The following is a 24,173-nucleotide window of genomic DNA, read 5'->3' on the forward strand; positions in this document are numbered from 1 at the left end:
GATAACTGGGCGCCGGTGAAACGTTGACTGAGTCCGTTTTTCCGCGCGATTCCAGCGGCGGAGAACGGGTCCGCAGGTCAATCGAGTAGCCGGCGCTATCAGTGACGTGCCTGTTGGCGGAAGCCTTTCCCTTGGGAGACGGCATCAGCCGGCCATCATCGAATACAGAGGAGTCGACAGCGCCTGTGGCTAACGACAATGCAGATATCCAGGCAGTGGAAACCGCAACTGAGGATGCCCGTACAACTGATGCGCCGGCGGAAGCGGTGACGCCGCGGGAATACGGTGCCAGCGACATCACCGTTCTCGAAGGCCTTGAGGCCGTGCGAAAACGGCCCGGCATGTATATCGGCTCCACCGGCCTGCGCGGCTTGCACCACTTGGTTTACGAAGTGGTGGACAACTCGGTGGACGAGGCCCTCGCGGGATACTGCACACACATTGAGATCGTTCTCCAGGCCGACGGCGGCGTGAAGGTGTCTGACGATGGCCGCGGCATTCCCGTGGACATCCACCCGAGTGAGGGCAAGCCCACTGTTGAGGTGGTCATGACCATCCTGCACGCCGGCGGCAAGTTCGGCGGCGGCGGCTACGCCGTGTCCGGCGGCCTCCACGGCGTGGGCATCTCCGTGGTTAACGCGCTCTCCAGCAGGGTGGACACCGAGGTCCGCAGGCAGGGCCACGTCTGGCGGATGTCCTTTGCCGACGGCGGCAAGCCCCAGGGCGACCTGGTCATGGGCGACGAGACGGACGAGACGGGCACCACCCAGACGTTCTACCCCGATGACAGCATCTTCGAGAGCACGGAATTCGACTTCGAGACGCTGCGTGCACGCTTCCAGCAGATGGCCTTCCTCAACAAGGGCCTCCGCATCACGCTCACGGATGAGCGCGTCACCACGACCCCCGGCGACGACGACGATCTCGACCTCGACGCCGTGGCCACAGAGGGTGAAGTCAACGCCGAGCACCGCACAGTGGTGTACCAGTACAACGACGGCCTGCTGGACTACGTCAAACACCTGAACTCCGGCAAGAAGGTGGACGTCGTCCACGAAGACGTCATTGCGTTCGAAACCGAGGACACGGAACGCAAAATCGCCGTGGAAATGGCCATGCAGTGGACCAGCGCCTATTCGGAGAGCGTCCACACCTACGCCAACACCATCAACACCCACGAGGGCGGCACCCACGAAGAGGGCTTCCGGGCCGCGATGACCTCGCTCATCAACCGCTACGCGCGGGAGAAGAGCATCATCAAGGAAAAGGAAGAGAACCTCACCGGCGATGACATCCGCGAAGGCCTGACCGCGGTCATCTCCGTGAAGCTTGCCGAGCCGCAGTTCGAGGGCCAGACCAAGACCAAACTGGGCAATTCTGAGGTCAAGGGGTTCGTGCAGCGCGTGGTTACCGACCAGCTCGGTGACTGGCTGGAACGCAATCCCGGCCCCGCCCGCGATGTCATCCGGAAGGCCATTTCCGCGGCCCAGGCACGCATGGCGGCCCGCAAGGCACGCGACAACGCCCGGCGCAAGAGCCCCCTGGAATCCTTCGGCATGCCGGGCAAGCTTTCGGACTGTTCCTCGAAGGACCCGTCGAAATGCGAGGTCTACCTGGTGGAGGGTGACTCCGCCGGCGGTTCCGCCAAGCGCGGGCGAAACCCGGAGACCCAGGCAATCCTGCCGCTGCGCGGCAAGATCCTCAACGTCGAGCGTGCGCGCCTGGACAAGGCGCTGGGCAATAACGAAGTGCAGTCCATGATCACGGCCTTCGGCACCGGCATCGGCGAGGATTTCGACCTGAGCAAGCTGAGGTATCACAAGATCGTGCTCATGGCCGATGCCGACGTGGACGGGCAGCACATCACCACCCTGCTGATGACCCTGCTTTTCCGTTACATGCGCCCGCTCATCGAAAACGGCTACGTCTACCTTGCCCAGCCTCCGCTGTACCGGATCAAGTGGTCCAACGCGCCGCACGATTACGTCTACAGCGACCGCGAACGTGACTCCGTGCTTGTCTCCGGCCAGGCCGCCGGACGCCGCATCCCGAAGGACAACGGCATCCAGCGCTACAAGGGCCTCGGCGAGATGGACTACACCGAGCTCTGGGATACCACGATGGACCCCGACCGGCGAACCCTCCTGCAGGTCACCATGGAAGACGCCGCCGCTGCGGACCAGATATTCGCAGTCCTGATGGGCGAGGACGTCGAATCGCGCCGCAACTTCATTCAGCAGAACGCCAAGGACGTCAGGTTCCTGGACATCTAGCGGTATTTCGCGCTTGATATTCCAGATCCGACATATACCTGAAACGGAAAATACAGATTATGAGTGACGAAACCCCCGAGGTTCCCGCGGAATCCGCAGATGCCACGGAGCCGGTGCTGGAAGGCGACGTGCTGATCGACCGCGTGGAGCAGGTGGACCTCCAGACGGAAATGCAGCGGTCCTACCTGGACTACGCCATGGCCGTCATTGTGGGCCGCGCCCTCCCCGACGTCCGGGACGGACTCAAGCCCGTGCACCGCCGCGTACTCTACGCCATGTTCGACGGCGGCTACCGCCCCGACCGCTCCTTCAACAAGTGTGCCCGTGTGGTGGGCGAGGTCATGGGCCAGTACCACCCCCACGGTGACACCGCCATCTACGATGCCCTGGTCCGCCTGATCCAGGACTGGACCATGCGCTATCCGCTGGCCCTGGGCCAGGGCAACTTCGGCTCACCCGGGAATGACGGGGCAGCTGCGCCGCGGTACACGGAAACCAAAATGGCGCCCCTGGCCATGGAGATGGTCCGTGACATCGACGAGGAAACGGTCGACTTCCAGGACAATTACGACGGCAAGAACCAGGAACCCACCATTCTCCCGGCACGGTTCCCCAACCTGCTGGTCAACGGATCCTCGGGCATTGCCGTCGGCATGGCCACGAACATTCCGCCGCACAACCTCCGTGAGGTTGCCGACGGCGTCCAGTGGTACCTGGCCAACCCCACAGCGAGCCGGGAGCAGTTGCTCGAAGAACTGCTGCTGCGCATCAAGGGACCCGATTTTCCCACCGGCGCCACCATCCTGGGGCACAGGGGCATCGAGGACGCCTACCGCACCGGCCGCGGATCCATCACCATGCGCGCCGTGGTCAATGTGGAGGAACTGCAGGGGCGCACGTGCCTCGTGGTCACGGAACTGCCGTACCAGGCCAACCCGGACAACCTCGCCATCAAGATCGCCGAGCTCGTCAAGGACGGCAAGGTCCAGGGCATCGCCGACCTCCGCGACGAGACCTCCGGACGCACAGGCCAGCGCCTGGTGATTGTGCTGAAGCGCGACGCCGTGGCCAAGGTGGTGCTGAACAACCTCTACAAGCACACGCAGTTGCAGGAAAACTTCGGCGCGAACATGCTGGCGATCGTGGACGGCGTGCCGCGCACGCTCAGCCTTGATGCCTTCATCCGGCACTGGGTCACCCACCAGCTGGATGTCATTGCCCGCCGCACGCGGTACCGCCTGCGCAAGGCCGAGGAAGAGGCGCACATCCTGCGCGCGCTCCTCAAGGCCCTGGACATGCTGGACGAGGTCATCGCCCTGATCCGCGCCTCCAACACCACGGAGGCCGCACGCGATGGCCTGATGGAACTGCTGGATATCGATGAACTGCAGGCCCGGGCCATCCTGGACATGCAGCTCCGCCGGCTCGCTGCCCTGGAACGCCAGAAGATCCAGGACCGCCATGCCGAACTTGAGGCCATGATCGCCGAATACAACGCGATCCTTGCCTCGGAGGAGCGCCAGCGCGAAATCATCAGCACCGAGCTCGCGGAAATCGTGGCCAAACACGGCGATGACCGCCGCACCAAGATCCTCATGGGCTACGACGGGGACATGTCCATGGAGGACCTGATCCCCGAAGAGGAAATGGTGGTCACCATTACCCGCGGCGGCTACGTCAAACGGACGCGGAGCGACAACTACCGCTCGCAGCAGCGCGGCGGCAAGGGCATCAAGGGCGCCCAGCTGCGCGGCGACGACGTCGTGGAGCACTTCTTCGTCACCACCACCCATCACTGGCTGCTCTTCTTCACCAACCTGGGCCGCGTTTACCGGGCCAAGGCCTATGAACTGGCCGAGGCAGGACGCGACGCTAAGGGCCAGCATGTGGCCAACCTGCTGGCCTTCCAGCCGGACGAGCACATCGCCCAGGTACTGGACCTGAAGGACTACCAGCACGCGCCATACCTGGTCCTGGCCACCAAGCGCGGGCTGGTCAAGAAGACCCGGCTGGAGGACTACGACACGAACCGGTCCGCCGGCGTCATTGCGATCAACCTGCGGGACGGGGACGAACTCGTTTCCGCCCAGCTGGTTTCCGAGACGGACGACCTCATGCTGGTGTCCCGCAAGGGCCAGTCCATCCGCTTCACCGCCACCGATGATGCACTCCGCCCCATGGGCCGCGCCACGTCGGGCGTCACGGGCATGAAATTCCGTGAGGATGACGAGCTCCTCGCGGCGAACGTCATCACCGAAGGTTCCTACGTGTTCATCGTGACCGAAGGCGGCTACGCCAAGCGCACCGCCGTCGAGGAGTACCGTCTCCAGGGACGCGGCGGCCTGGGCATCAAGGTGGCCAAGCTCGCCGAGGAACGCGGCGACCTGGTCGGTGCCCTGATCGTCCAGGAAGAAGATGAAGTCCTTGTGGTGATGGGCGGCGGCAAGGTGGTCCGGTCATCCGTTGCAGGCGTTCCCGCCAAGGGCCGGGACACTATGGGCGTCATCTTCGCGAAACCGGACAAGCACGACCGCATCATCGAGGTGGCGCGCAACAGCGAACGCGGCATCGAGGGAGAGGAATCTCCGGAGGATGACGTAACGTTGGCTGAAGGTGCCGGACCAGTAGATGGGTCCGCAGAGGCAGAAACAGCAGAGGCAGAGACGGCATCCGCCACAGCATCCGAGGATGCGGACAGCGACGCCGAGCTGAACGAAGACAACACCGGAGGTAACGAGTGAGCAATTCCGACTCATTTCCCAAGCCGAGCAGCAGTGGTCCCGGCGGGATACGGCAGCCGGCGTCCGCTCCCCGAGTGAATGCCCCGGTGCGTCCGCAGCAGAGCCCGGGCACGCCGTCGGGCCTTCCGGGACAGCGCCCTGCTGCCCCCGGGCAGCGTCCGGCGGGTGCGGGCCAGCGGCCCGCACAGGGACAGCGCCCTGCGGCCCCCGGGCAGCGACCTGCGACGCCGGGCCAGCGGCCCGGGCAGAGCGCTCCCGGCCTGGTCAAGCCTGCACCGAAGGCCAAGGTCCGGCGCGCGCGGCTGCTGGTCAGCAAGGTGGACCCCTGGTCTGTCCTTAAGATGGCGTTTCTGCTGTCCGTGGCCCTCGGCATCGTCACGGTGGTCGCCGCCATCGTGCTGTGGACGGTCCTGGACCTCACGGGAATCTTCGACCAGGTGGACAGCCTGCTGGGAACGCTGGCCGGCTCCGAGGGCGGCGGCTTTGAACTGAAGAAGGTCGCGTCCCTGGGCCAGGTGGCCTCCTTCGCCACCATCATCGCCGTGGTCAACGTTGTGCTGCTGACGGCCCTGTCCATGCTGTCCGCCGTGCTGTACAACATTTCCGCGACCCTCGTGGGTGGCATCGGCGTCACGCTGACGGACGATTAAAAGCCCGCGATTCCGCGGAAAAACTCCGGCGGAATGCCTCGATTTGAGATCGGGCCGGGATGTGCTGTAAAGTCATGTCTCGGCCCGATGAGGCATCGGGGCGTATAGCTCAGGCGGTTAGAGCGCTTCGCTGATAACGAAGAGGTCCCAGGTTCAAGTCCTGGTACGCCCACGGAACCTGCACAGGTTTCAAGTAGTTGAGGTGAGATTCGAAAGAATCTGGCCGGAACGGGGTGCGTGTGAAGAAGTTGCTGGCTATTGCAGCTGCGATCGCAGGCGTCCTGCTCTACAGGAAAGTGCAGGAGTCCGAAGCCCGGAAAACGGTCTGGAGTAAGTCAACCGATACGGTTGAATAGTCCGGATCCCCGGTACGGAAGCTGGTCAGACGGCCTCCGCAACTAGGGTATGATTGACGGGTTGCTTCTTATGGGGGCATGGCGCAATTGGTAGCGCACCTGCTTTGCAAGCAGGGGGTTCGGGGTTCGAGTCCCCGTGCCTCCACCATAAGAAAGTCCCGGCCAGGAATGGCCGGGACTTTTGCTTTAACCGGATTGCGGGGCCCTCAGCCGGCGGCTCCAGGCCCGCCGGACCAGCCGGCTCTCGGCCAGCTCAATCAGCCGCCGCGGGACACTACTGTGGAACCGTGAACTTTTTCCTTGCAGCCCTGGGTGTCCTCGGTGTCGCATCATCGGGACCGCTCATCGCCGCAACGCTCGGCGCAACAACGGTGAGCGCCCTCGCCATTGCCTTTTGGCGCAACGCGATCGGCGCCGCCGTCATGGCCTCTCCCACGCTGGTCCGGGAGCCCGCCCAGTTCGGTCGCATCACCGGCAAGGAGTTCCGCTGGTCGCTCATTGCGGCGGTGGCACTGGCCCTCCACTTCGCATGCTTCATTACGTCCCTCCAGCTGACCTCGGTGGCTGCCGCCACTGCGCTGGTCTGCCTGCAGTCAGCCTGGATTGCCGTCATACAGCTCCTGCGCGGAGTGAAGCACCGCTGGCAGGTCCTGGTGGGGCTCGGGATAGCCTTCGGCGGGGTGGTGACCATCACCGGCTTCGACATGGGGGCCTCACCCGAGGCGCTGCTCGGAGACCTGCTGGCAATGGCCGGCGGCCTCCTGGCCGGGATCTACACGCTGGCCGGCGGGAAGGCCCGCCAGAGCATGACCACGGGAACCTACACCGCGCTCTGCTACGGCATGTGCGCCGCGCTGGTGGCGGTGCTGGCACTCTTCGCCGGCCAGCCGCTGGTGGGGTTCGACGCCGGCGGCTGGCTGGGGATCATAGCGATCACCGTCTGTGCCCAACTGGTGGGGCACACGGTCTTCAACCACCTGCTGGCCACCATGAGCCCGCTGCTCGTCTCAATGATCATCCTGCTCGAGATCCCCGGGGCCGCCCTGCTTGCGGCCTTCTTCCTGAATGAGACGCTGCCGGCCGGGACGTATGGCGGGCTCGGGCTGATCCTGGTGGGGCTCGCCGTCGTCGTGATGGGCCAGCGGAACGGCAAAGTGGGGCGCGGCACGCCGCCGGTGGAGCGCCCGCTTGCGGAGCTGGGCACTGACTGAGGCCGGCTTGAAACCCGGCTGAGGCTACTGCCCGCCGCGGCGGGCGGGCTGGCTGGTGTTCACGGTGTGGATGGCGCGCAGCAACTTGGCCGGGAAATACACCGAGAAGAACACCACCATGGGCGCCTTGAGGGCCATCTTCTTTACGTTGTGGGCCTTGTACGTACGGTCGAAGCGGGTCACGTAGTACCGGTAGTCGCGCGGCGAGTCTTCCAGCCGGCGGGCCGACATCCCGGAGACCATCTGCGGCCAGTACTGGACCTTGAGGTCGTGGTCGGCCAGATGCAGGGACAGATCGATGTCCTCGTGCATCTCGTCTTTCTCATCGCGGCAGGTCTCGTCCCTGATGGTTTCCCAGGCCGAGCGCCGGAGCGCCATGTTTGATCCGAAAAGGAAGTGGTACTGGTGCTTGGCCAGTTTCAGCATCAGCTGGCGCATCTTGTCGTCGGCCTTGAGGCCGAAACGGCGCATGGGCATGTCGTAATACACCACCGGCCCCGTGGCGGCCTGCGTGGACGGGTCCGCAAACGCCTTCTGCACCTGCTCCACCCAGTCGGGCTCCACCACGGAGTCCGCGTCGATGCGGCCCAGGATTTCACCGGTGGCGTGGTCGAGGCCAAAGTTTCGGGTGGGGATGAGGCCCTGGCTCGTGTCCTGGCTCAGCAGGATGATGGGGCTCTCCGGGTACTCCTGCTGCATCTGCAGCACAATCGCGGCCGTGCGGTCCTTGGACATGTTGTCCACCACGATGATCTCGTGAGCGGGAACGGACTGGTACACCGCGGCGATGAGGCACTGCCGGATGACGCTTTCCTCGTTGTATGCCGGTATGACGATGGATACGCCCGGCAGTTGCGGAGCGTCAGGCAGGACCTCGGAAGATCTATCGGGTGACATCACCTCAAATTTAGCACCGATAGTTTTCGCCACGGCCGGTTCCGGCGGGGTTGCGGTCTGAGTTGGGGTCCGGCTCCCGGGGTGATATGACAGGAGGGGCCCCGCACCAGGCGGGACCCCTCCGGCTGCACGCCGTTGCCGGCGTGGCGCTGTTACTTGTTAACCTACGTGTCGGCGGGCTTGTTCGTGCCGTTCTCCATGTTGACGGCAATGTTCTTGACGGCTGTCTTGGCGTCCGTGGGAACTGTGCCGGCGCTGTCTTCATCCTCGGCGACGTGCTTGGCTTTGTCGGCGTCTTCCTCGGCGTCGGTGGACACAGCCGCTGCCGCCGCCGCCGTACCAGCCGCGGACTCGCTGACCGTGGCTGCGGGAACCGGAGCGGGCGTTTCAGCTGCGGGCGTTTCAGCTGCCGGAGTTGACGGTGCCGGGGTGACGGGTGCCGGGGTTTTCCAGGGATCCTCCACGGGCTTGGAAGCCTTCCAGGCAGCGACCCCGGCGGCCACAGCCGCGGCGATTACACCGACAATGAGGAGCCCGCGCTTCTTCGGCTTCTCCGGCTGCACCAGTGCTTTGCCGGTCACGGACTTGCTGGCTTCGGAGGCTGCTGACTTCAAATGGCCCCCGGCCACGTGCGCCTGCTCCTGGATCGTGTGGATGATGCCGGCGTCGCCAAGTTTCTGGGCCACGGCGTCAACGCGGGCAGGTGCACTCTCCAGCGTGCGGTGCACTACCTCGGAGGCAGTCCCGATCTGGTCCGAGAGGCGCGGAAGGTATTCCACCACCACGCGGTCGCGGGCCTGGGCAATGACGGGAGTTGCCTTGTCCAGGGCCTCGTGCAGCCGCGGCGGGGCGCCCTCGACGACGTCGTGAATCTTGGGTGCCAGCTGCGCCAGTCCGTCCTGGAGACGGGGTGTCACGGTGGCAACTCCGTCCGCCAGGTTGTGGGCTGCCGATTTGAGCCCTTCCTGGATCTTGGGGGAAGCGGTGTCAATGCCGTGCTGCAGGCGGGGCACGGCCCAGTCGACTGCTGCCTCTACCTTGTCTTTCGCGGTTTCAACCGCTGAACTGACCGACAACTCCAGTTCGCGGGCAATACGATCCGATTTCTTCACAACTACCTCCCGATTAATGTGACGGCTCTGTCGCTAGCCTACGTTGATGATTGCCCGGGCTGCTATCGTTCCGGCGGATTCAGCGCGGATTTCACCCAACGCGGAACTGCCTTTCCAGCCCCTTCCGCGTTGACCCGCCGTGAAAGAATGGCCGTATGACTGCCACAGCAACTGCAAAAGCAACCATCCACACAAGCCTCGGCGACATCGTCGTGAACCTCTTCGGCAACCACGCGCCCAAGACCGTTAAGAACTTCATTGGACTGGCCACGGGCGAGCAGCCTTGGACGCACCCGGAAACCGGCGAAGACAAGACGGGTACGCCGCTGTACAACGGCACCATTTTCCACCGGATCATCAAGGACTTCATGGTCCAGGCGGGCGATCCCCTGGGCCGCGGCGTCGGCGGACCGGGCTACAAGTTCGACGACGAGATCCACCCGGAGCTGACCTTCAACGCCCCGTACAAGCTGGCCATGGCGAACGCCGGCATCCAGATGGGCAAGGGAACCAACGGTTCGCAGTTCTTCATCACCACCATCCCCACCGACTGGCTGCAGGGAAAGCACAGCATCTTCGGCGAAGTTGCTGACGACGAGTCCAAGAAGGTTGTTGACGCCATCGAGAGCGTCCGCACCGGAATGGGCGACCGTCCGGTAGAGGACGTCAAGATCAACAGCATCGACGTCGAGCAGCTCTAACCACACCATGAGCTACGGGATACCGGCGGCTGAGCCGTCCGCACAGATACCCGTGTGCCCCCGGCACCCGGACCGGCCCTCGTATGTGAGCTGCCAGCGCTGCGGGCGCCCGGCATGCCCCGAGTGCCAGCGGGCGGCCGCCGTCGGATTCCAGTGCGTTGACTGCGTCAACGAATCAAAACGTACGACGCCGGCAGCCAGGACCGTCTACGGCGGCGCCGTTGCGTCCGACAAACCCTTGGTGACGTACGGGATCATCGCGCTTTGCGCCGTGCTGTATGTGCTGCAGTGGCTGATTCCGGGTGATGAGGTCTACCAGAACCTTGCCTTCGCCACCGTCTATGCCACCCCGGAGTACGGGGTGTTCGAACCTTGGCGCATGCTGACGTCGGCGTTCCTCCATTCGCAAGGCTTCATCCTGCACATTGTGCTCAACATGTACATGCTGTGGATGTTCGGCCAGGCGCTGGAGCCGCTCCTCGGACGCATCCGCTTCCTCGCCGTGTACGTCCTGTCCGCAATCGGCGGCTCCGTCGGTTATCTCCTGCTGACACCCGGCTACGTTCCCGGTCAGCCCCTCACCGGCGTCGTCGGCGCCTCGGGGGCCATCTTCGGGCTTTTCGGCGCCATGCTCGTGGTGCAGCGCCACCGCGGCGGGGACACCAGGCAGCTCTGGGTGCTCATCGCCATCAACGGGGTCATCGGCTTCATGGTCCCGCAGATCGCCTGGCAGGCCCACCTGGGCGGCCTGATCACAGGCGGGCTCTGCGCTGCCGCGATCGCGTACGTCCCGCGCGGACCCCGCCGCAGCCTCATGCAGGCAGGCGGCCTCGCCTTGGTCGCGGCACTGCTGGTGGCGGCCACCTGGTACCGCGTCATCGCCGGCTGACCCGCCCCCACCCAGCTCCGCACGCGCCCTGACCCACTCCGGCGCCTGGAGTCTTTCCCCCGCGCAGAGGGTTCCCAGTCTTCCCGGTTCCGGCCATTCCCCCGCTTCGTTTGAGGCGGGGTCTTTGGTTTAACGAGGTTATCCACAGGGGTTATCCACATTGTTGGTAACTTACACAGCTGTAGTTCACTCGGCGGAGCCCCAAATTCCCTGCGGACTCGCGGTTCATGCCACCGCCGCTCCCGCGGAGTCCACATATGTGGATAAGTTGCGGCGACGTGGCTGTGGTTAAGTGGACAACTTTCGCTGGAACACCGCTTCCCGCAGCGCCGGAAGATGGAGTACGCGCAAGCGGCCGGTCGTCAGAGCCGCTGGCCACATCTCCAGGGCATGAAGACCGGGTAATGCGGGATAGAACATCCGGTGAACCCAAGGCCAAAAGGGACGGCTGTCCACATTTTCAACAGGGTTATTCACAGTGGTAATAACTTACAGCGGTGTAGTTCAGGACTGTCCCATGCCCTGAAGGCCTACATCGCGGCGATCGCCCGCGGGTATCCCACAAGTTATCCCCATCTGTGGATAACCTGTGGGTAGCTGCCTGTTGCTAAGTGGATAACTTCACCCCGCGGGCGGCGCCGGGAGCAGATGGCGTCCCTTGCTGTGCAGTGACATGTCCCCGTCCACGGGGCATACCCGCGTGTAGTCTCGGACTAGTTGCCAGCCACGTGGACCGACGGAGGCCGTGGCCCGATGTTGCGAGGAGTAACCGTGAGTAACCACTTCACAGAACGCGTCTTCCTGGACAAGCAACACCCTGCAGCCTGGCGGGCGTTGAACGGCCTGGGATTGAAGGCCAAGGAAGCTGCCCTTGAGGCCGGTTTGGACCCCAAGGTCATCGAACTGCTGCACGTCCGCATATCGCAGATCAACGGCTGCGCCTATTGCCTGGACATGCACGTGGCTGACGCCCTGGACGGCGGCGAGTCCGTGCAGCGGATCGCTGTCCTGTCCGCCTGGCGCGACACCGCCCTGTTTGACGGGACGGAGCGTGCGGCGCTGGCACTGGCAGAGAGCATCACGAATCTCCCTGATGCCCGGGAACGGGACCTGGAGGACGGCTATGCGCGCGAGCACCTGTCCGTCGAGCAGTACTCGGCTGTCAGCTGGCTGGCAATCGCCATGAATGCGTTCAACCGGGTGTCCATCACCAGCCAGCACCCGGTGCGCCGCAAACAGGAGTAGTCACGCAACGTTTTCCACAGACTTTCCACAATTGTTAATAACCTGCTGGCGGACCGACGGTGGCAGGGAAGGCCATGGCCCGCCTTTCAGGGTGGCACGGGGCCCGCCGGTTATCCACACTGTGGATATCTTTACCAACATGTGTGGACGGGCGTCGTCGTCTAGGCGGTGCCCGGCGGGAAAAGGTCCGAGGTCATGCGTGGCCGGCCTGGGTTGGCTCAACTGCGCTGATCATTGTGCTTGGGCAGGGTCGTTTGAGGCGGCACCTTCGGGTGGTGCCTGCTGGGTGATGCTCCAGCTGGCGAGAAAGTCGAGCTGTTCCTGTGCATGACTGCCCGGTTCGGCTGTATAGGCGATGAGGGTCAGGTCCTCGCCCGGAAGGTCGAGGGCATCACCTGTCAGTTCGATCTCGCCGACCAGCGGACAGTGAAGCGTCTTGCGGGCAGTGCGGTGGAAGCGGACGTTATGCCGGGCCCAGCGAACCGAGAACTCCGAACTTCCCGTGGCGAGGTCGCCGATGAGTGCGTTGAGGGCACGGTCATGGGGGCGGCGGCCCGCTTCTACCCGGAGCGCGGCGGTGAGATCGTCGGCAAGGGTCTCCCATTCGACGAAGAAGTCCCGTCCACGCGGGTCGAGGAACATGAATCGAGCGAGGTTCAGCGGCAGGGTTCCAGGGCTGAGGATGCCCGTGTAAAGGGCGAAACAGAGGTTGTTCGCGGCCAGGATGTCCATGCGGGCGTTCCGGACGTAGGCGGGCGTTCCCGTCATCCCGGCCAGGATCCGTTCGATGGTCCCGCCATAAGCGGGCAGCCCGGCCTGGGCCGGTGTGACGCGCGACCGACGGCTGGTGAGGAACTCGCGGACGTCTTTGCTGTTGTCCATGCGTCTACGCTACGGCGGCCCAGCCGTCCCTGACAGGAACTGTCAGTACACCCCTAGCGCCAGACTCCGGACGTGCCCCGGCGGTGGCTGTCCACGAGGTGCGTATCCACCATGCCGATGGCTTCCATGAGGGCAAACATGGTGGTGGGGCCCACGAACGCGAAGCCCTTTTTCCTCAGCGCCTTGGACAGCGCGATGGACTCTGGCGACGTCGTCGGCACATCGGCGTGCGTGACAGGCTCAGGAGTGGAGGCTGGCTGAAACTGCCAGACGAAGTCCGCCAGACCACCCTCGGCACGCAGGGCAATGGTCGCCTGGGCGTTGGTGATGGCGGCGCGGATTTTGAGCCTGTTGCGCACGATGCCCGGATCCTGGAGCAGCCGTTCGACGTCGGCTTCGGTAAACGCAGCAACCGTCTCCGGATGGAAATCGTGGAAGGCTGCACGGAAGGCCGGACGCTTGCGCAGGATGGTGGCCCAGGACAGGCCGGCCTGGAACGCCTCCAGGCTGATGCGCTCGTAGAGGCCCTGTTCATCCCGGACGGGCAGGCCCCACTCTGTGTCGTAGTACTCGCGCATGAGGGGGTCCGACGAGGCCCACAGCGGACGTGCCAGGCCATCGTCGCCGATGATGATGCCTTCCACTGTCATGGTGGGTGGCGCGGGTCAGGAACGCCAGCGGGTGGTCATCAGGAAGCCGATGATGGCGATGCCGAAACCGGCCAGAATGTTCCAGGATTCCCATGCCTGGACGGGCAGCTGTCCCTCGCTGATGTAGAACGTGATGATCCACAGCAGGCCGATGATCATCAGGCCGAACATGACCGGCTTAAACCAGACGGGGTTCGGTTTGTAGGCCTGCGTGGAGACCGGCTCGGCCGCACGGGCAGTCTTCTTACGTGGCTTTGACTCGGGCACATGTCCTCCTTGGCGGGCTGAATCAAGAGTGTGGACCGCGGCTTGATATCCTGCAAGAAGGAAATCGCCGGCGGTCGGTGCGCTCTTGGTCAAGTCTGAAGTCTTACTAGCAGCCAATTCTAGCTGTAGTTCAGGCCACACCGGCGCCCGCCGCAACCGCCTTGGAGGAGAACGCGTGGTACTGCAGGAGAAGGTGGCGGCCGCCGCCGCGCCGTCCACCGGCGTCGTGATCCTGCGTAAATCAGTCCAGATCGTCGGCGAGCTGCTCATCACAGCCGGCATCGTGCTCCTCCTGTTTGTCGCGTGGCAGCTGTGGTGGACCAATGTGGCGTCGGACGCCAAGCAAAGCGAAGTGATCAAGGACTTCGCGCGGGAACTGGGCGGACCCGTGACTCCTGCGCCGGTCCCGAGCCCGTCAGCGTCCACACCCGGCACCACGGATTACGGTACGCCGGTGGTCTCCAAGGCTCCGGGGCACGGCGGCACGATCGGCATCATGTACATCCCCCGGTTCGGCGAAAACTACACCCGGCCCATCGTCGAGGGAACCACGGCGGACGTGCTGGACACCCTTGGCCTGGGCCACTACGGCAACACGTCCATGCCCGGGGCGGTGGGGAATTTCGCCGTGGCCGGCCACCGGCAGACGCACGGTGCCGTCCTGGACAACATCCACACGCTGGTGCCCGGCGACAAGATCTATGTCCAGACACGCGACGGCTACTACGTCTACGTATTCCGGAACAACCGGATCGTGATGCCCTCCGACGCCGACGTCCTCCTGCCCGTGCCGTCGCAGCCGGGAGTCAGGCCCACGGAAAGCTTCCTCACCATGACCAGCTGCAACCCCCGGTTCGGATCCCAGGAACGGATCATCGCGTACTCCCTGCTGGACCGCTGGCAGCCAACGTCCGCAGGTCCACCGGCTGAAATCGCAGCCCAGGTGGCGCGTGCCCGGGGGGAAGGCTGACATGTACGGTTGGATTTTCCGTCACCTGCCGGGCCCTCTCTGGCTCCGCATCATCACCTCAGTGGCGCTGGTCGCCGGCGCCCTGTTCCTGATGGTCGAGTTCCTGTTTCCCTGGATGTCCCAGTTCACACAATTCACCGACTCAACGATTGGTGCGGCAAGCAACCCATGAGCACAACCAAGATCCTCGTCGTGGACAACTACGACAGCTTCGTCTACACCCTGGTGGGCTATCTCCAGGAGCTCGGCGCGGAAACCACGGTGGTCCGCAACGATGACGTGACGCTTGCCGAGGCGATCGAAATGGCGGAAACGCGCGACGGCGTACTCATCTCGCCCGGTCCGGGCTCGCCGGCCGAGGCAGGCGTCTGCATCGAGCTGATCAAGTGGTGCGGGGAGCACAGCAAGCCGATGTTCGGCGTCTGCCTGGGACACCAGGCCCTGGCTGAGGCCTTCGGCGGAATCGTGACGCACGCGCCGGAGCTCATGCATGGCAAGACATCGCTGGTCCAGCACGACGGCGCCAGTGTTTTCGCCGGGCTCCCCTCCCCCGTCACAGCCACGCGTTACCACTCGCTGGCCGCCGTGCGGGAGTCCATTCCCGACGTCCTCGAAATCACCGCAGAGACCGCCAGCGGTGTGGTCATGGGGCTGCAGCACCGCACCGCCCCGCTGTGCGGCGTCCAGTTCCACCCGGAATCGGTCCTCACCGAGGGCGGCTACCAGATGCTCGGCAACTGGCTGGAATCGCTCGGCATGAAGGGCGCGGCCGTACGGGCGGCCAAGCTCAGCCCCCTCATCCAGCACTAGCCCTGCACGGCGGGCCCGCAGCCCGACGGAACCTCCCGGGCCGCGGCCGGCACGGCGTCCTACGCCGGCGCCACGTGGGAGCCGGTCAGCTCTTGGTCGGTGACGGGCTGGGGGTGGCCGACTGGCTGGGCGTGGGCTCCGGTTCCGGGGCCTTGGAAACCGTTACGGTGATGGACTTTCCCTGTTCCACGAGGGCATTGAGGGGATCGCTCTGGCCGGTCACCTTGCCCGGGACGACCTGGGAGTTCTCCACTTCCCTTATCACCGCGGTCAGGCCGATCGCCTTGAGCGCGGCCTCGGCTTCGGCCCGCGTCATGCCGCGCAGCTCGGGCATGGCCACCTTGCCTGTGGAAACCACGATCTCCACGGTGCTGCCGACGGCCACCTGCTGGCCAGGAGCCGGCTTGGTGGTGATCACGAGGCCTCCTGGCACCGTTGCGCTGTTGGCCATGGTGGTGGAGGGCGCGCCTACCAAACCCGCCTGCCGCAGGATGTCGCGGGCGGCGGCCTCCGTCCGTCCAGGCAGCGTCTCCGGGATTTTGACGGCACTCGGGCCCGCCGAAATATTCAGGATCACTTCTGAATCCGGTGCCAGCGACGATCCTGCCGGCGGCGCGGTTCCGATCGCTGTGCCCTTCTCGATGGTGTCGTGCTGCACCCGCTTGATCTGGGGCCGCAATCTGGCGTCGTACAGCAATTGCAGGGCTTCAGTTTCCGTCCGGGCCTCCACCGAGGGGATGGCAATCCTGACAGGCTCCGCCGGCGGCTGGTTCATCGTGTTGTACAGCCACAGGCCGCTTCCGGCCAGGACCAGGAGCGTGAAGATTACAAAAGTGGCGATCCAGGCGCGACGGCGGGACTTCTGCACCCCGGTGCGCTCCCGTTCGCGGGGGAGGCCAAGGGGCAGGTCATCCTGCTCTGCGGTCTCATAGAGGGAAGCAGCCTCCGCAGGCAGAACGGCATCGGCTCCGCTGCCGTGTGCCGGACGGAGCCGGCCGCCGGGAGCGTCATCCAGGAAGCTGGCGCCGGTTACGGAAAAAGCGGCGGTAGGCGGTGTCCCGTGGGGTTCCGGAATGCGGTCATTGGGGTCTGTCGGTGCTTCTCTTGCGGACAGGGCTGGCACGGCGATGCCGTTCTGCGCCGCACGGAGCGCGCGCCGGAAAGCGGCAGCATCCTGGAAACGGTCCGCCCGGTTTTTCTGCAGCGCCTTCGCCAGGACGCTGTCCAGGGCTTCGGAAACATCCGGATTAAGGCTGCTGGCCGGCTCCGGGATCTCGCGGACATGCTGATAGGCCACCGAAACGGGACTGTCACCGATGAACGGCGGCCGGCCGGTCAGCATTTCGTAGAGCAGGCAGGCGGCCGAGTACAGATCACTCCGGGCGTCCACGGTTTCGCCGCGGGCCTGTTCCGGGGAGAGGTACTGGGCCGTGCCCACCACCGCCTGCGTCTGGGTCATAGTGGCGGAGGAATCCGCCATGGCCCGTGCGATGCCAAAGTCCATGACCTTGACCATGTCCGAGTTGTCGCAGAACATCACGTTGGCCGGCTTGATGTCCCGGTGCACGATTCCGGCCTTGTGGCTGTACTCCAAAGCTGACAGCACACCCAGGGTGTAGTCGACGGCCTGGTCAATGGTGATGTCCTTGGCCCTGATCAGGTCCCGGAGGGTCTTGCCGGATACGAATTCCATCACGATGTAGGGAACGCGGACGTGGTCGTGGGCGTCGCCGGGCACTGCATGGTCGCCGGTGTCGTAGATGGCCACGATGGAGGGATGGTTCAGGGCCGCGACGGCCTGCGCCTCACGCTTGAACCGGGCCTGGAACTGCGGGTCCCGGGCCAGGTCCGGACGCAGCAGTTTGATGGCAACGGTCCGCCCCAGGCGCGTATCGACCCCGCGGTGGACATCGGCCATGCCTCCGCGGCCTATGAGCTCCCCGAGCTCATAGCGCCCGTTGAGGACGCGCTGTGTCGTCACAGGGATGCTGTCCTCCCGGTGCGACGGAGTTCTTGGCGGCGTGGTCACGGCTTACCCTTGGGTTGGAACGGTGCTGGGCGTGGCACCCGGCGGGGAAACCAGGGGGGCGGCGAGGTGGTAGGTCACCACGGATCCGGACTCGACCTTGCGCCCGGCATCGGGCTCGGACCTGACAAAAGTGCCCGCTTCCTGCCCCGGTCGGCCCTCCTCGTCAGCGCCCTTGACCCAGCGGAGCCCGGCCTTTTCGATTGCTGCCTGCACCTGGGCTTCGCTGCTGCCGACGCTGATGTCGGGAACGGTGACTGATTCAGGACCCTTGGAGTAAGTCACCTTGATGGTGTCTCCGACCTGGACCGGCCCGGCGGGATTGATGTCAGTGACCGTGCCGGGGGTCGCCGGATTGAAGACCTCAACGCCGTCAACCTGAAGGCCGAGGCCGATCAGGTCGTTGCGGACCTGGCTGAATGGCTGGCCAAGATACGCATCGGGAATCAGGTTGATGGCCTCCGGGGTGGTCTGGGTCGGTGTCGGCGACGGCGTGGTTTCTGTCGGGGTTGCCGAGGTTGCCGTCGGCGACGGGCTGGCACTCGTCGTCACGCTGCGGCTGGGCGAGTTAGACGTAGCACCGGCGGGGGTCTTCGGGAACAGGATGCCGGCTTGGGTCAGCAGGACTCCCACGAGTGCGAACAAGACGAGCAGGATCAGCGCGATCAGCGGCCACGTCCAGGGACTTCGCCCGCGCCGCTGCGGCTCGTCCGCCGGTTCCTCGTCGTACTGTTCCTCTTCCTGGACCCAACTGCGCTCGGCGGCCAGGGCGTCAGCCCGCGAGAGCGTGCTGCCGGACCGCGTAGCCGCGTCCTGGCCGGCCTCGGCTCCGGCTGCCCCGGCAGCACTTCCCGCGGCGGCGCCAGCCGCCGCGGCGCCCAGCACAGGCAGTGCGGAAGTCGCCGTCGTCGAACTTTTCTCCGAGCCGATGACGCCGGTGGGGGCCGTGTGCGTCTTGACCGGGGCCGTGATGGGGCCCGTGGCGCCCTCGAAAAGCAGCATTCCGGGAACGGCGGCATGGGCCGCGGAGATGTCGCCGTTGCGGATTGCCTCGGCGGCCTCGGACAGCTTGATCGCGTTGGCCGGGCGGTTCTTCGGATCCTTGGCCAGCATGGACATCAGGAGGGCCCGGACCGGCTTCGGAAGGGTCTCCGGCAGCGGCGGCGGGGCGTCGTTCACCTGCGCCAGGGCAATGGCGATCTGGGATTCGCCGGAGAACGGCCGGTGACCCGTGAGGCACTCGTAGCCGATCACGCCGAGGGAATAGATGTCCGAAGCGCCGGTGGCCGTCTGGCCCGTGGCCTGTTCGGGCGCCAGGTACTGGGCGGTTCCCATCACCTGGCCCGTCTGCGTCAGCGGAACCTGGTCGGCCAGGCGGGCGATGCCGAAGTCGGTTACCTTGACCCGTCCGTCGGGGGTGATGAGCAGGTTTCCCGGCTTGATGTCGCGGTGCACCAGCCCCTGGGCATGGGCTACCGACAGCGCGCGGGCCGTCTGGGCCATCATGGACAGCGTGCGGTCCGGCGAGAGGACCTGTTCGTGTTCGATGATGCTGCTCAGCGGCTGGCCGGGGACCAGCTCCATGACCAGGTAGGCCGATCCCTCCTCCTCGCCGTAGTCGAACACATTGGCGATGCCCACGTGGTTGAGCAGGGCCGTGTGGCGGGCCTCGGCACGGAAGCGCTGGAGGAATCCGGGATCGCCCGTGTACTCCTCTTTGAGCACCTTGATCGCCACGATCCGGCCGAGGATAAGGTCCTTGGCCTTCCAGACTTCGCCCATGCCGCCGATCGCAATACGCGTGGTCAACTGGAATCTGCCGCCGAGGGTGATTCCTGATGTAGGCCTCACTTATTCAACACCGCCTCAAAAATCTTTTTTGCGTTCGGACTGGTTAGCTGTGCGCCGGTGGAGATGTCCACGCCTTGCATGACGATCGTGACAGACACCCGCGGGTCGTTGGCCGGGGCGAACCCGGTAAACCAAGAGTTGTTCAGGCCGTCGGTCCCGAGCTCCGCAGTGCCGGTCTTGCCGGCCACCTGCACACCCGGGACTGCGGCGCCGGCGCCGATTCCCTCGCTCACCACGCTGGTCATCCATTCGGTGATCTGGCTGGCGATCTCCGGCGTCGTGGACGTCCTCAGGGCTGCGGGCTTCGGTTCGTCGAGCACCCGAAGGTCCGGCGAGCGTACGGCCTTGATCAGGTTGGGAGCCATCTGGACGCCGCCGTTGGCAATGGCCGAAGTCATCAGCGCGATCTGCAACGGTGTGGCGCGGACGTCGCGCTGCCCGATGGCGGACTGGGCCAGTCCGGCGTCGTCCAGGTTCTTGGGGAAACTGCTCTTCTGATAGTCGACCTTGAGCTGGTCGCCGAGTTCCTGGCCCCAGCCGAACTTGGCTGCCTGCTCGGCGATCGCGTTCTCCCCGAGGTCAAGGGCGATCCTGGCAAACGGTGTGTTGCAGGACTGCTGGAGCGCGAAGGCGAAGCCGGCTGTGTTCCGGGTGTAGCAGTTGCCGCCGGCGTAGTTGGGCAGTTTGTACTGGATGCCGGGGAAGGACATCTCTGCCGGATTGGGCAGCTGGCTGTCCGCGTTGTACTTCCCTGAGTCCAGGGCTGCTGTGGTGTCCACGAGCTTGAAGACCGATCCCGGGGCCAGGAGGGCGCCGGTGGGGCCGCTGACGGACTGGTTCAGGTTGACGCCCGGGATCTTGATGATCTCGTTGTAGGCAGCCTGCTCCTTGGTCGCGTCCTGGGTGGCGATCAGGTTGGGGTTGTAGGACGGCTTGCTGACCATCGCCAGGATGTTGCCGGTCTTGGGATCCGTGACCACGATCGACCCGCGCTGGCCGTCGGGAATGAGGTCGTACGCCAGCTTCTGGATCTTGGGGTCGATGGTCAGCTCCACGGAGGCGCCCTTGGGCTGGTTGCCCAGGAAGAGCTGCCCGATGCGGTCCAGGAATTGCTGGTCCGAACTGCCCGCGAGCTGGCCGTCCATGGCGCGTTCGAGCCCGGTCACTCCGTAGTTCTTGGAGAAGTAGCCGGTGATGCCGGCGTACAGCTCGGGCTGGGTGTAAGTGCGCTGGAATTTGCACGTCTCGCTGCCCGGCACGGACTCCGCAATAGGCGCGCCTGCCACGAGGATGGCCCCGCGGTCATTGCAGTAGTTCTGCAGGATGGCGCGCTTGTTCCAGGCGTTGGCCTTGAGTTCGTCGGCGCCAACCACCTGGACATAGCTCAGGGCGCCGAAAATCAGTGCGAACATGGCGACCGCGGCAATCCACGAATGTCGAATGGCCTGGTTCACAGTTGTTTCACCGCCTCGGTGGGAGCGTCTGGAAGGGTTTGGGTGGCGTTCCTGCCCGGCCGTCCGGCAGCGGGGGCCCGCCCGGGTTTCTTCGCCTCAGGAGCCCCGGCCGGCTGCAGCGGCGTCGTGTCGACGGGTCCGCGGGCCGTGTGCGAGATCATCAGCAGGAGCCCCACGATGATCCAGTTCGCCAGCAGGGACGAGCCACCGGCCGCGAGGAACGGTGTGGTGAGGCCCGTCAGCGGGATGAGCCGGGTTACGCCGCCGATGACCACAAAGCATTGCAGTGCCACGGCGAAGGAGAGGCCACAGGCCAGAAGTTTGCCGAAGGCGTCGCGCGTGCCGAGCGCAGCCCGGAAGCCGCGCGTGAACAGCAGCAGGTACATCAGGACAATGGCGAAGAGCCCGATCAGGCCAAGTTCCTCACCGAATGAAGCGATGATCATGTCGCTGTTGGCAAACGGCACGAGGTTGGGACGGCCCTGGCCGAGTCCGGTGCCCACCAGTCCGCCGCTGGCCATGCCGAACAGCCCTTCCACGATCTGGCCGCTGCCGCCGGGAGACCGGCCGAAGACTTCCTCCGTAAACGCGTTGAGCCAGCCGTCGATGCGGAGTGCGACGTGGGAGAAGACCTTGGAGGCCACAAAGCCGCCGCCGAGGATCAGTGCCAGGCCGATGACCACCCAGCTGATGCGGCTCGTGGCCACGTAGATCATCACGATGAACAGGCCGAAGAAGAGCACGGAGGAGCCGAGGTCGCGCTGGAAGATGAGCACGCCGATGCTTACCAGCCACGCGGTGATCATGGGGCCCATGTCCTTGAACCGCGGGAACTGGAGAGGGCCGATCTTGCGTCCGGCCAGCATGATGAGGTCGCGGTTGGACGACAGATACCCGGCGAAGAATATTGCCAAGGTGATCTTGGCGACCTCGCCGGGCTGGAAGGTCATTGGGCCGAGCTTGATCCAGACGCGGGCACCAAGGATTTCGCCGGCGGAGATGCCCGGCACCAGCGGCAGAATCAACAGCAGCGCACTGACGGCCAGGGAAATGTAGGTGAAGCGGCGCAGGACGCGGTGATCCTTGAGGAACCAGATCACCGCAATGGCGACGGCCATGGCGATCAGCGTCCAGCGGAGCTGGTTGTTGCCGGTGTCCTCGCCGGGAGCGTCCAGACGGTGGATCATGGCCAGGCCAAGTCCGTTGAGTGCCACCACGATGGGAAGTATTACCGGATCCGCATATTTCGCGCGAAAGCGGAGGACTACGTGGAAGACGAGGGCAGCCACCGCCAAAAGGCTCGATTGGAACCAGAAGTCGGTGTCAAGCGCTGTTTTCTCGTCGACGCTGATCAGCGCATTGGCGCCGATGCTGACCGACAGGGCCAGCATCAGCAGCAGCAGCTCCACGTTGCGCCGGGGTTTGGGCATGGTCTCGGCGATGGTCATTGGCCCGCCTCACAGGTCGCGGTTGGGGTGGGCGCGGCGGACGCCCCGGCGGTCGCCGTAGGCGATGCAGTTGGCCTCGGACTGGTGGTCGCCGTGGGCTTTGGTGTGGCCGCAGGTGCCGTGCCCGTGGCACGCGGCGATGCGGTAGGGGTCGGCGACGCAGTGATGCATTCGTCCGAGGGAGCGGTGGTGCCCGTACGTTCGAGGTTCTTGACGATTCGCTGGGCGTCGTAGAGATCGCGCGCCGGCACTGTCTGGCGCACGCGCTGCTGCGAGAACTGGGGCAGGGAATCCATCCGGATTTCCGTGACCGCCTCCAGCGTGGACAGCTGGATGGGGCCGAGACGCTGTGAAACGCCGTTGAAGATAGCCACCCGCTGATCGAATTCGCCGATGTAGTAGCGCGTCTGCGTCCAGGCATACCCCAGCCAAAGACCCACGGCTAGGACCACAAGCGCAGCTGCCGCGATTCCCATGGTGACCCAGTGCCGCGGACGCCGCTCGGGTCCCTGCTCTTCGACGCCTTCGCGGTCCTGTTCGGATTTGTGGGTGAGGACAGTCGCTGCCCGGCGCGCCACGGTGCGGCCCGCGATGGTGGGAATGGAACCCGATTCGGCTGCCGTGACTGCTGCACCGACGAGGAGGTGGGGCCTGGACGACAGCTCCTGGCGCAGCACTTCGGCCGACAGGTGTTCGCCCAGATGGGGATCGGTGCTGGTGCCGGGCTCTTTGGCGGCGGCTGGTTCGGAATCGCCGGTGGCTGCCGCGCCCGTTTTTTCGGCCGGTTCAGCATCTGTTTTGGGCGCAGGCGTGGACTCGGGCGCCGATGCCGGAATCGGTGTCGCGGGCCCGACGGCCGGTTTTCCGGTGTCGGCCGTTGCCGCCGCGCCAGCATCGGCGGCAGCGGGCGTTGCCCCGGGTACCCCGGCGGGAGGAACGATGTCGACGGCGGCTGTCCTGACGTCGTCGGCCGTTTCCTCGGCAATTTCCGCCATGACGACGGTGACGTTGTCCGGAGCGCCGGCTTCGAGGGTGAGGTCCACGAGGGTTTCCACGCATTCGCGGAGGTCCTGCGTTTCCCGGACCGTCCGCTCCACGACGTGGCCGGCCACGTAGTTCAGGCCATCTGAGCACAGCAGCCAGCGTTCGCCGGGCTGCACGTCCAGCGTGGCGAGGTCCAGCTCGGGGCTCGCGTCAACATCGCCGAGGACGCGCATGAGGACGTTCTTGTGCGGGTGGGTTTCGGCTTCCTCGGGCCGCAGGCGGCCTTCGTCGATAAGACGCTGGACGAACGTGTGGTCCACACTGATCTGTTCAAATTCGCCGTTGCGCAGGCGGTAGGCGCGGGAGTCGCCGATGTGGGCGAAGTGAAGCTTGCCTTCGGCCAGCAGCAGGGCCGTCACCGTCGTGCCCATCCCGGCAAGCTTGGGGTTGATGTGGACGAGTTCGGAGAGCAGGGAGTTGGCCGTCTGGATTTCATCGGCCAGGACGGTGCCGGCATCGCCGTGGTATTCGTCCGTGTCCAGGTGGATCATGTCCAGGACCGTGGCGGCCGAGGCGACATCACCGCCGGCGTGCCCGCCCATGCCGTCGGCCACAACGGCCAGATGCTTGCCCACGTAAGCGGAGTCGTCGTTCTTGGCACGGATCCGGCCGACGTCGGACCGGGCGGCGTAGCGCAAAATGAGCGGCCGCTTAGAGGCTGGTGCCTTCTCCGCGGGAATGTCCGGGGCGGCCATG

General features: G+C 65.1%; 20 protein-coding genes and 2 tRNA genes. 12 read left to right on the plus strand and 10 right to left on the minus strand.

All coding sequences use genetic code 11. The features are described 5' to 3' along the window. Positions 1-185: 185 nt before the first annotated feature. The 7 genes from gyrB (at position 186) to J7I89_RS11290 (ending at position 7,231) form a co-directional block, all read left to right on the plus strand. A complete protein-coding gene (gyrB, locus tag J7I89_RS11260; RefSeq protein ID WP_308159873.1) occupies positions 186-2,273 on the plus strand; it encodes a DNA topoisomerase (ATP-hydrolyzing) subunit B in 2,088 nt (695 codons plus the stop codon). Positions 2,274-2,332: 59 nt separating this feature from the next. After that, positions 2,333-5,014, plus strand: coding sequence for a DNA gyrase subunit A (gyrA, locus tag J7I89_RS11265; protein ID WP_214970082.1), 2,682 nt, complete (start codon positions 2,333-2,335; stop codon positions 5,012-5,014). Beyond that, a complete protein-coding gene (locus tag J7I89_RS11270) occupies positions 5,011-5,664 on the plus strand; it encodes a DUF3566 domain-containing protein (RefSeq protein WP_214970085.1) in 654 nt (217 codons plus the stop codon). The genes gyrA and J7I89_RS11270 overlap by 4 nt, the downstream gene beginning before the upstream one ends. A 98-nt stretch (positions 5,665-5,762) precedes the next feature. Continuing rightward, positions 5,763-5,836 (plus strand) — tRNA-Ile (locus J7I89_RS11275). 67 nt (positions 5,837-5,903) lie between these two features. Next, positions 5,904-6,020: a DLW-39 family protein gene (locus tag J7I89_RS11280; protein ID WP_214970087.1), complete on the plus strand. Its 117-nt coding sequence runs from the start codon at positions 5,904-5,906 to the stop codon at positions 6,018-6,020. Between the two features lie 72 nt (positions 6,021-6,092). Then, a tRNA-Ala gene (locus J7I89_RS11285) sits at positions 6,093-6,168 on the plus strand. Positions 6,169-6,307: 139 nt separating this feature from the next. Next, complete coding sequence (locus J7I89_RS11290) at positions 6,308-7,231, plus strand: DMT family transporter (RefSeq protein ID WP_214970089.1); 924 nt, start codon at positions 6,308-6,310, stop codon at positions 7,229-7,231. A 24-nt stretch (positions 7,232-7,255) separates the two neighbouring features. On the opposite strand, the gene J7I89_RS11295 is transcribed toward J7I89_RS11290, so the two are convergent. Both J7I89_RS11295 and J7I89_RS11300 read right to left on the minus strand, forming a co-directional pair. Continuing rightward, positions 7,256-8,128 carry a glycosyltransferase family 2 protein gene (locus J7I89_RS11295; RefSeq protein ID WP_214970091.1) on the minus strand — a complete coding sequence of 291 codons (873 nt, stop codon included), beginning with the start codon at positions 8,126-8,128 and terminating at the stop codon, positions 7,256-7,258. A 164-nt stretch (positions 8,129-8,292) separates the two neighbouring features. Further along, positions 8,293-9,240 carry a hypothetical protein gene (locus J7I89_RS11300; protein ID WP_214970094.1) on the minus strand — a complete coding sequence of 316 codons (948 nt, stop codon included), beginning with the start codon at positions 9,238-9,240 and terminating at the stop codon, positions 8,293-8,295. Positions 9,241-9,395: 155 nt separating this feature from the next. Here J7I89_RS11300 and J7I89_RS11305 point away from each other — a divergent pair, with 155 nt between their 5' ends. From J7I89_RS11305 to J7I89_RS11315, 3 genes are all read left to right on the plus strand, one after another. Continuing rightward, positions 9,396-9,941, plus strand: a complete 546-nt coding sequence (locus J7I89_RS11305; RefSeq protein ID WP_214970096.1) for a peptidylprolyl isomerase — start codon at positions 9,396-9,398, stop codon at positions 9,939-9,941. A 7-nt stretch (positions 9,942-9,948) separates the two neighbouring features. Then, the gene (locus J7I89_RS11310) at positions 9,949-10,830 is read left to right on the plus strand and encodes a rhomboid family intramembrane serine protease (protein ID WP_214970097.1); all 882 of its coding nucleotides are present in this window, start codon (positions 9,949-9,951) and stop codon (positions 10,828-10,830) included. Positions 10,831-11,601: 771 nt separating this feature from the next. Continuing rightward, positions 11,602-12,075: a carboxymuconolactone decarboxylase family protein gene (locus tag J7I89_RS11315; RefSeq protein WP_308159875.1), complete on the plus strand. Its 474-nt coding sequence runs from the start codon at positions 11,602-11,604 to the stop codon at positions 12,073-12,075. Positions 12,076-12,306: 231 nt separating this feature from the next. Here J7I89_RS11315 and J7I89_RS11320 read toward each other — a convergent pair whose 3' ends face one another. From J7I89_RS11320 to J7I89_RS11330, 3 genes are read right to left on the minus strand one after another with little or no spacing between them, the layout of a single operon-like run. Next, entirely contained in the window at positions 12,307-12,957 is a 651-nt protein-coding gene (locus J7I89_RS11320) for a hypothetical protein (protein WP_214970101.1), read from the minus strand. 53 nt (positions 12,958-13,010) lie between these two features. Next, entirely contained in the window at positions 13,011-13,607 is a 597-nt protein-coding gene (locus tag J7I89_RS11325) for a DNA-3-methyladenine glycosylase I (protein ID WP_214970103.1), read from the minus strand. 15 nt (positions 13,608-13,622) lie between these two features. Continuing rightward, positions 13,623-13,874, minus strand: coding sequence for a cell division protein CrgA (locus tag J7I89_RS11330; RefSeq protein WP_214970105.1), 252 nt, complete (start codon positions 13,872-13,874; stop codon positions 13,623-13,625). A 175-nt stretch (positions 13,875-14,049) separates the two neighbouring features. Here J7I89_RS11330 and J7I89_RS11335 point away from each other — a divergent pair, with 175 nt between their 5' ends. After that, the gene (locus J7I89_RS11335; RefSeq protein WP_214970107.1) at positions 14,050-14,844 is read left to right on the plus strand and encodes a class E sortase; all 795 of its coding nucleotides are present in this window, start codon (positions 14,050-14,052) and stop codon (positions 14,842-14,844) included. Positions 14,845-15,012: 168 nt separating this feature from the next. Then, on the plus strand, positions 15,013-15,654 hold the full coding sequence (locus J7I89_RS11340) for an aminodeoxychorismate/anthranilate synthase component II (RefSeq protein ID WP_214970110.1): 642 nt from the start codon (positions 15,013-15,015) through the stop codon (positions 15,652-15,654). 85 nt (positions 15,655-15,739) lie between these two features. On the opposite strand, the gene pknB is transcribed toward J7I89_RS11340, so the two are convergent. From pknB to J7I89_RS11365, 5 genes are read right to left on the minus strand one after another with little or no spacing between them, the layout of a single operon-like run. Continuing rightward, positions 15,740-17,635: a Stk1 family PASTA domain-containing Ser/Thr kinase gene (gene pknB, locus J7I89_RS11345; RefSeq protein WP_308159876.1), complete on the minus strand. Its 1,896-nt coding sequence runs from the start codon at positions 17,633-17,635 to the stop codon at positions 15,740-15,742. A 51-nt stretch (positions 17,636-17,686) separates the two neighbouring features. Further along, on the minus strand, positions 17,687-19,531 hold the full coding sequence (locus tag J7I89_RS11350) for a protein kinase (protein WP_214970114.1): 1,845 nt from the start codon (positions 19,529-19,531) through the stop codon (positions 17,687-17,689). Beyond that, positions 19,528-20,985 carry a penicillin-binding protein 2 gene (locus J7I89_RS11355; protein ID WP_214970116.1) on the minus strand — a complete coding sequence of 486 codons (1,458 nt, stop codon included), beginning with the start codon at positions 20,983-20,985 and terminating at the stop codon, positions 19,528-19,530. The genes J7I89_RS11350 and J7I89_RS11355 overlap by 4 nt, the downstream gene beginning before the upstream one ends. Beyond that, the gene (locus tag J7I89_RS11360) at positions 20,982-22,433 is read right to left on the minus strand and encodes an FtsW/RodA/SpoVE family cell cycle protein (protein ID WP_214970117.1); all 1,452 of its coding nucleotides are present in this window, start codon (positions 22,431-22,433) and stop codon (positions 20,982-20,984) included. Before J7I89_RS11360 ends, J7I89_RS11355 begins: the two co-directional genes overlap by 4 nt. Then, positions 22,430-24,172, minus strand: coding sequence for a PP2C family serine/threonine-protein phosphatase (locus J7I89_RS11365; protein WP_214970120.1), 1,743 nt, complete (start codon positions 24,170-24,172; stop codon positions 22,430-22,432). The genes J7I89_RS11360 and J7I89_RS11365 overlap by 4 nt, the downstream gene beginning before the upstream one ends. Position 24,173 lies beyond the last annotated feature (1 nt).

Source organism: Arthrobacter sp. ISL-5 (assembly GCF_018613835.1).
Taxonomy (GTDB): domain Bacteria; phylum Actinomycetota; class Actinomycetes; order Actinomycetales; family Micrococcaceae; genus Arthrobacter.

Bases quoted from the DNA above. Each gene is read 5' to 3' on its own strand.
- gyrA (WP_214970082.1), top strand. From the start codon at position 2,333: ATGAGTGACGAAACCCCCGAGGTTCCCGCGGAATCCGCAGATGCCACG.
- J7I89_RS11295 (WP_214970091.1), bottom strand. From the start codon at position 8,128: ATGTCACCCGATAGATCTTCCGAGGTCCTGCCTGACGCTCCGCAACTG.
- J7I89_RS11305 (WP_214970096.1), top strand. From the start codon at position 9,396: ATGACTGCCACAGCAACTGCAAAAGCAACCATCCACACAAGCCTCGGC.
- J7I89_RS11310 (WP_214970097.1), top strand. From the start codon at position 9,949: ATGAGCTACGGGATACCGGCGGCTGAGCCGTCCGCACAGATACCCGTG.
- J7I89_RS11320 (WP_214970101.1), bottom strand. From the start codon at position 12,957: ATGGACAACAGCAAAGACGTCCGCGAGTTCCTCACCAGCCGTCGGTCG.
- J7I89_RS11325 (WP_214970103.1), bottom strand. From the start codon at position 13,607: ATGACAGTGGAAGGCATCATCATCGGCGACGATGGCCTGGCACGTCCG.
- J7I89_RS11340 (WP_214970110.1), top strand. From the start codon at position 15,013: ATGAGCACAACCAAGATCCTCGTCGTGGACAACTACGACAGCTTCGTC.
- J7I89_RS11360 (WP_214970117.1), bottom strand. From the start codon at position 22,433: ATGACCATCGCCGAGACCATGCCCAAACCCCGGCGCAACGTGGAGCTG.
- J7I89_RS11365 (WP_214970120.1), bottom strand. From the start codon at position 24,172: ATGGCCGCCCCGGACATTCCCGCGGAGAAGGCACCAGCCTCTAAGCGG.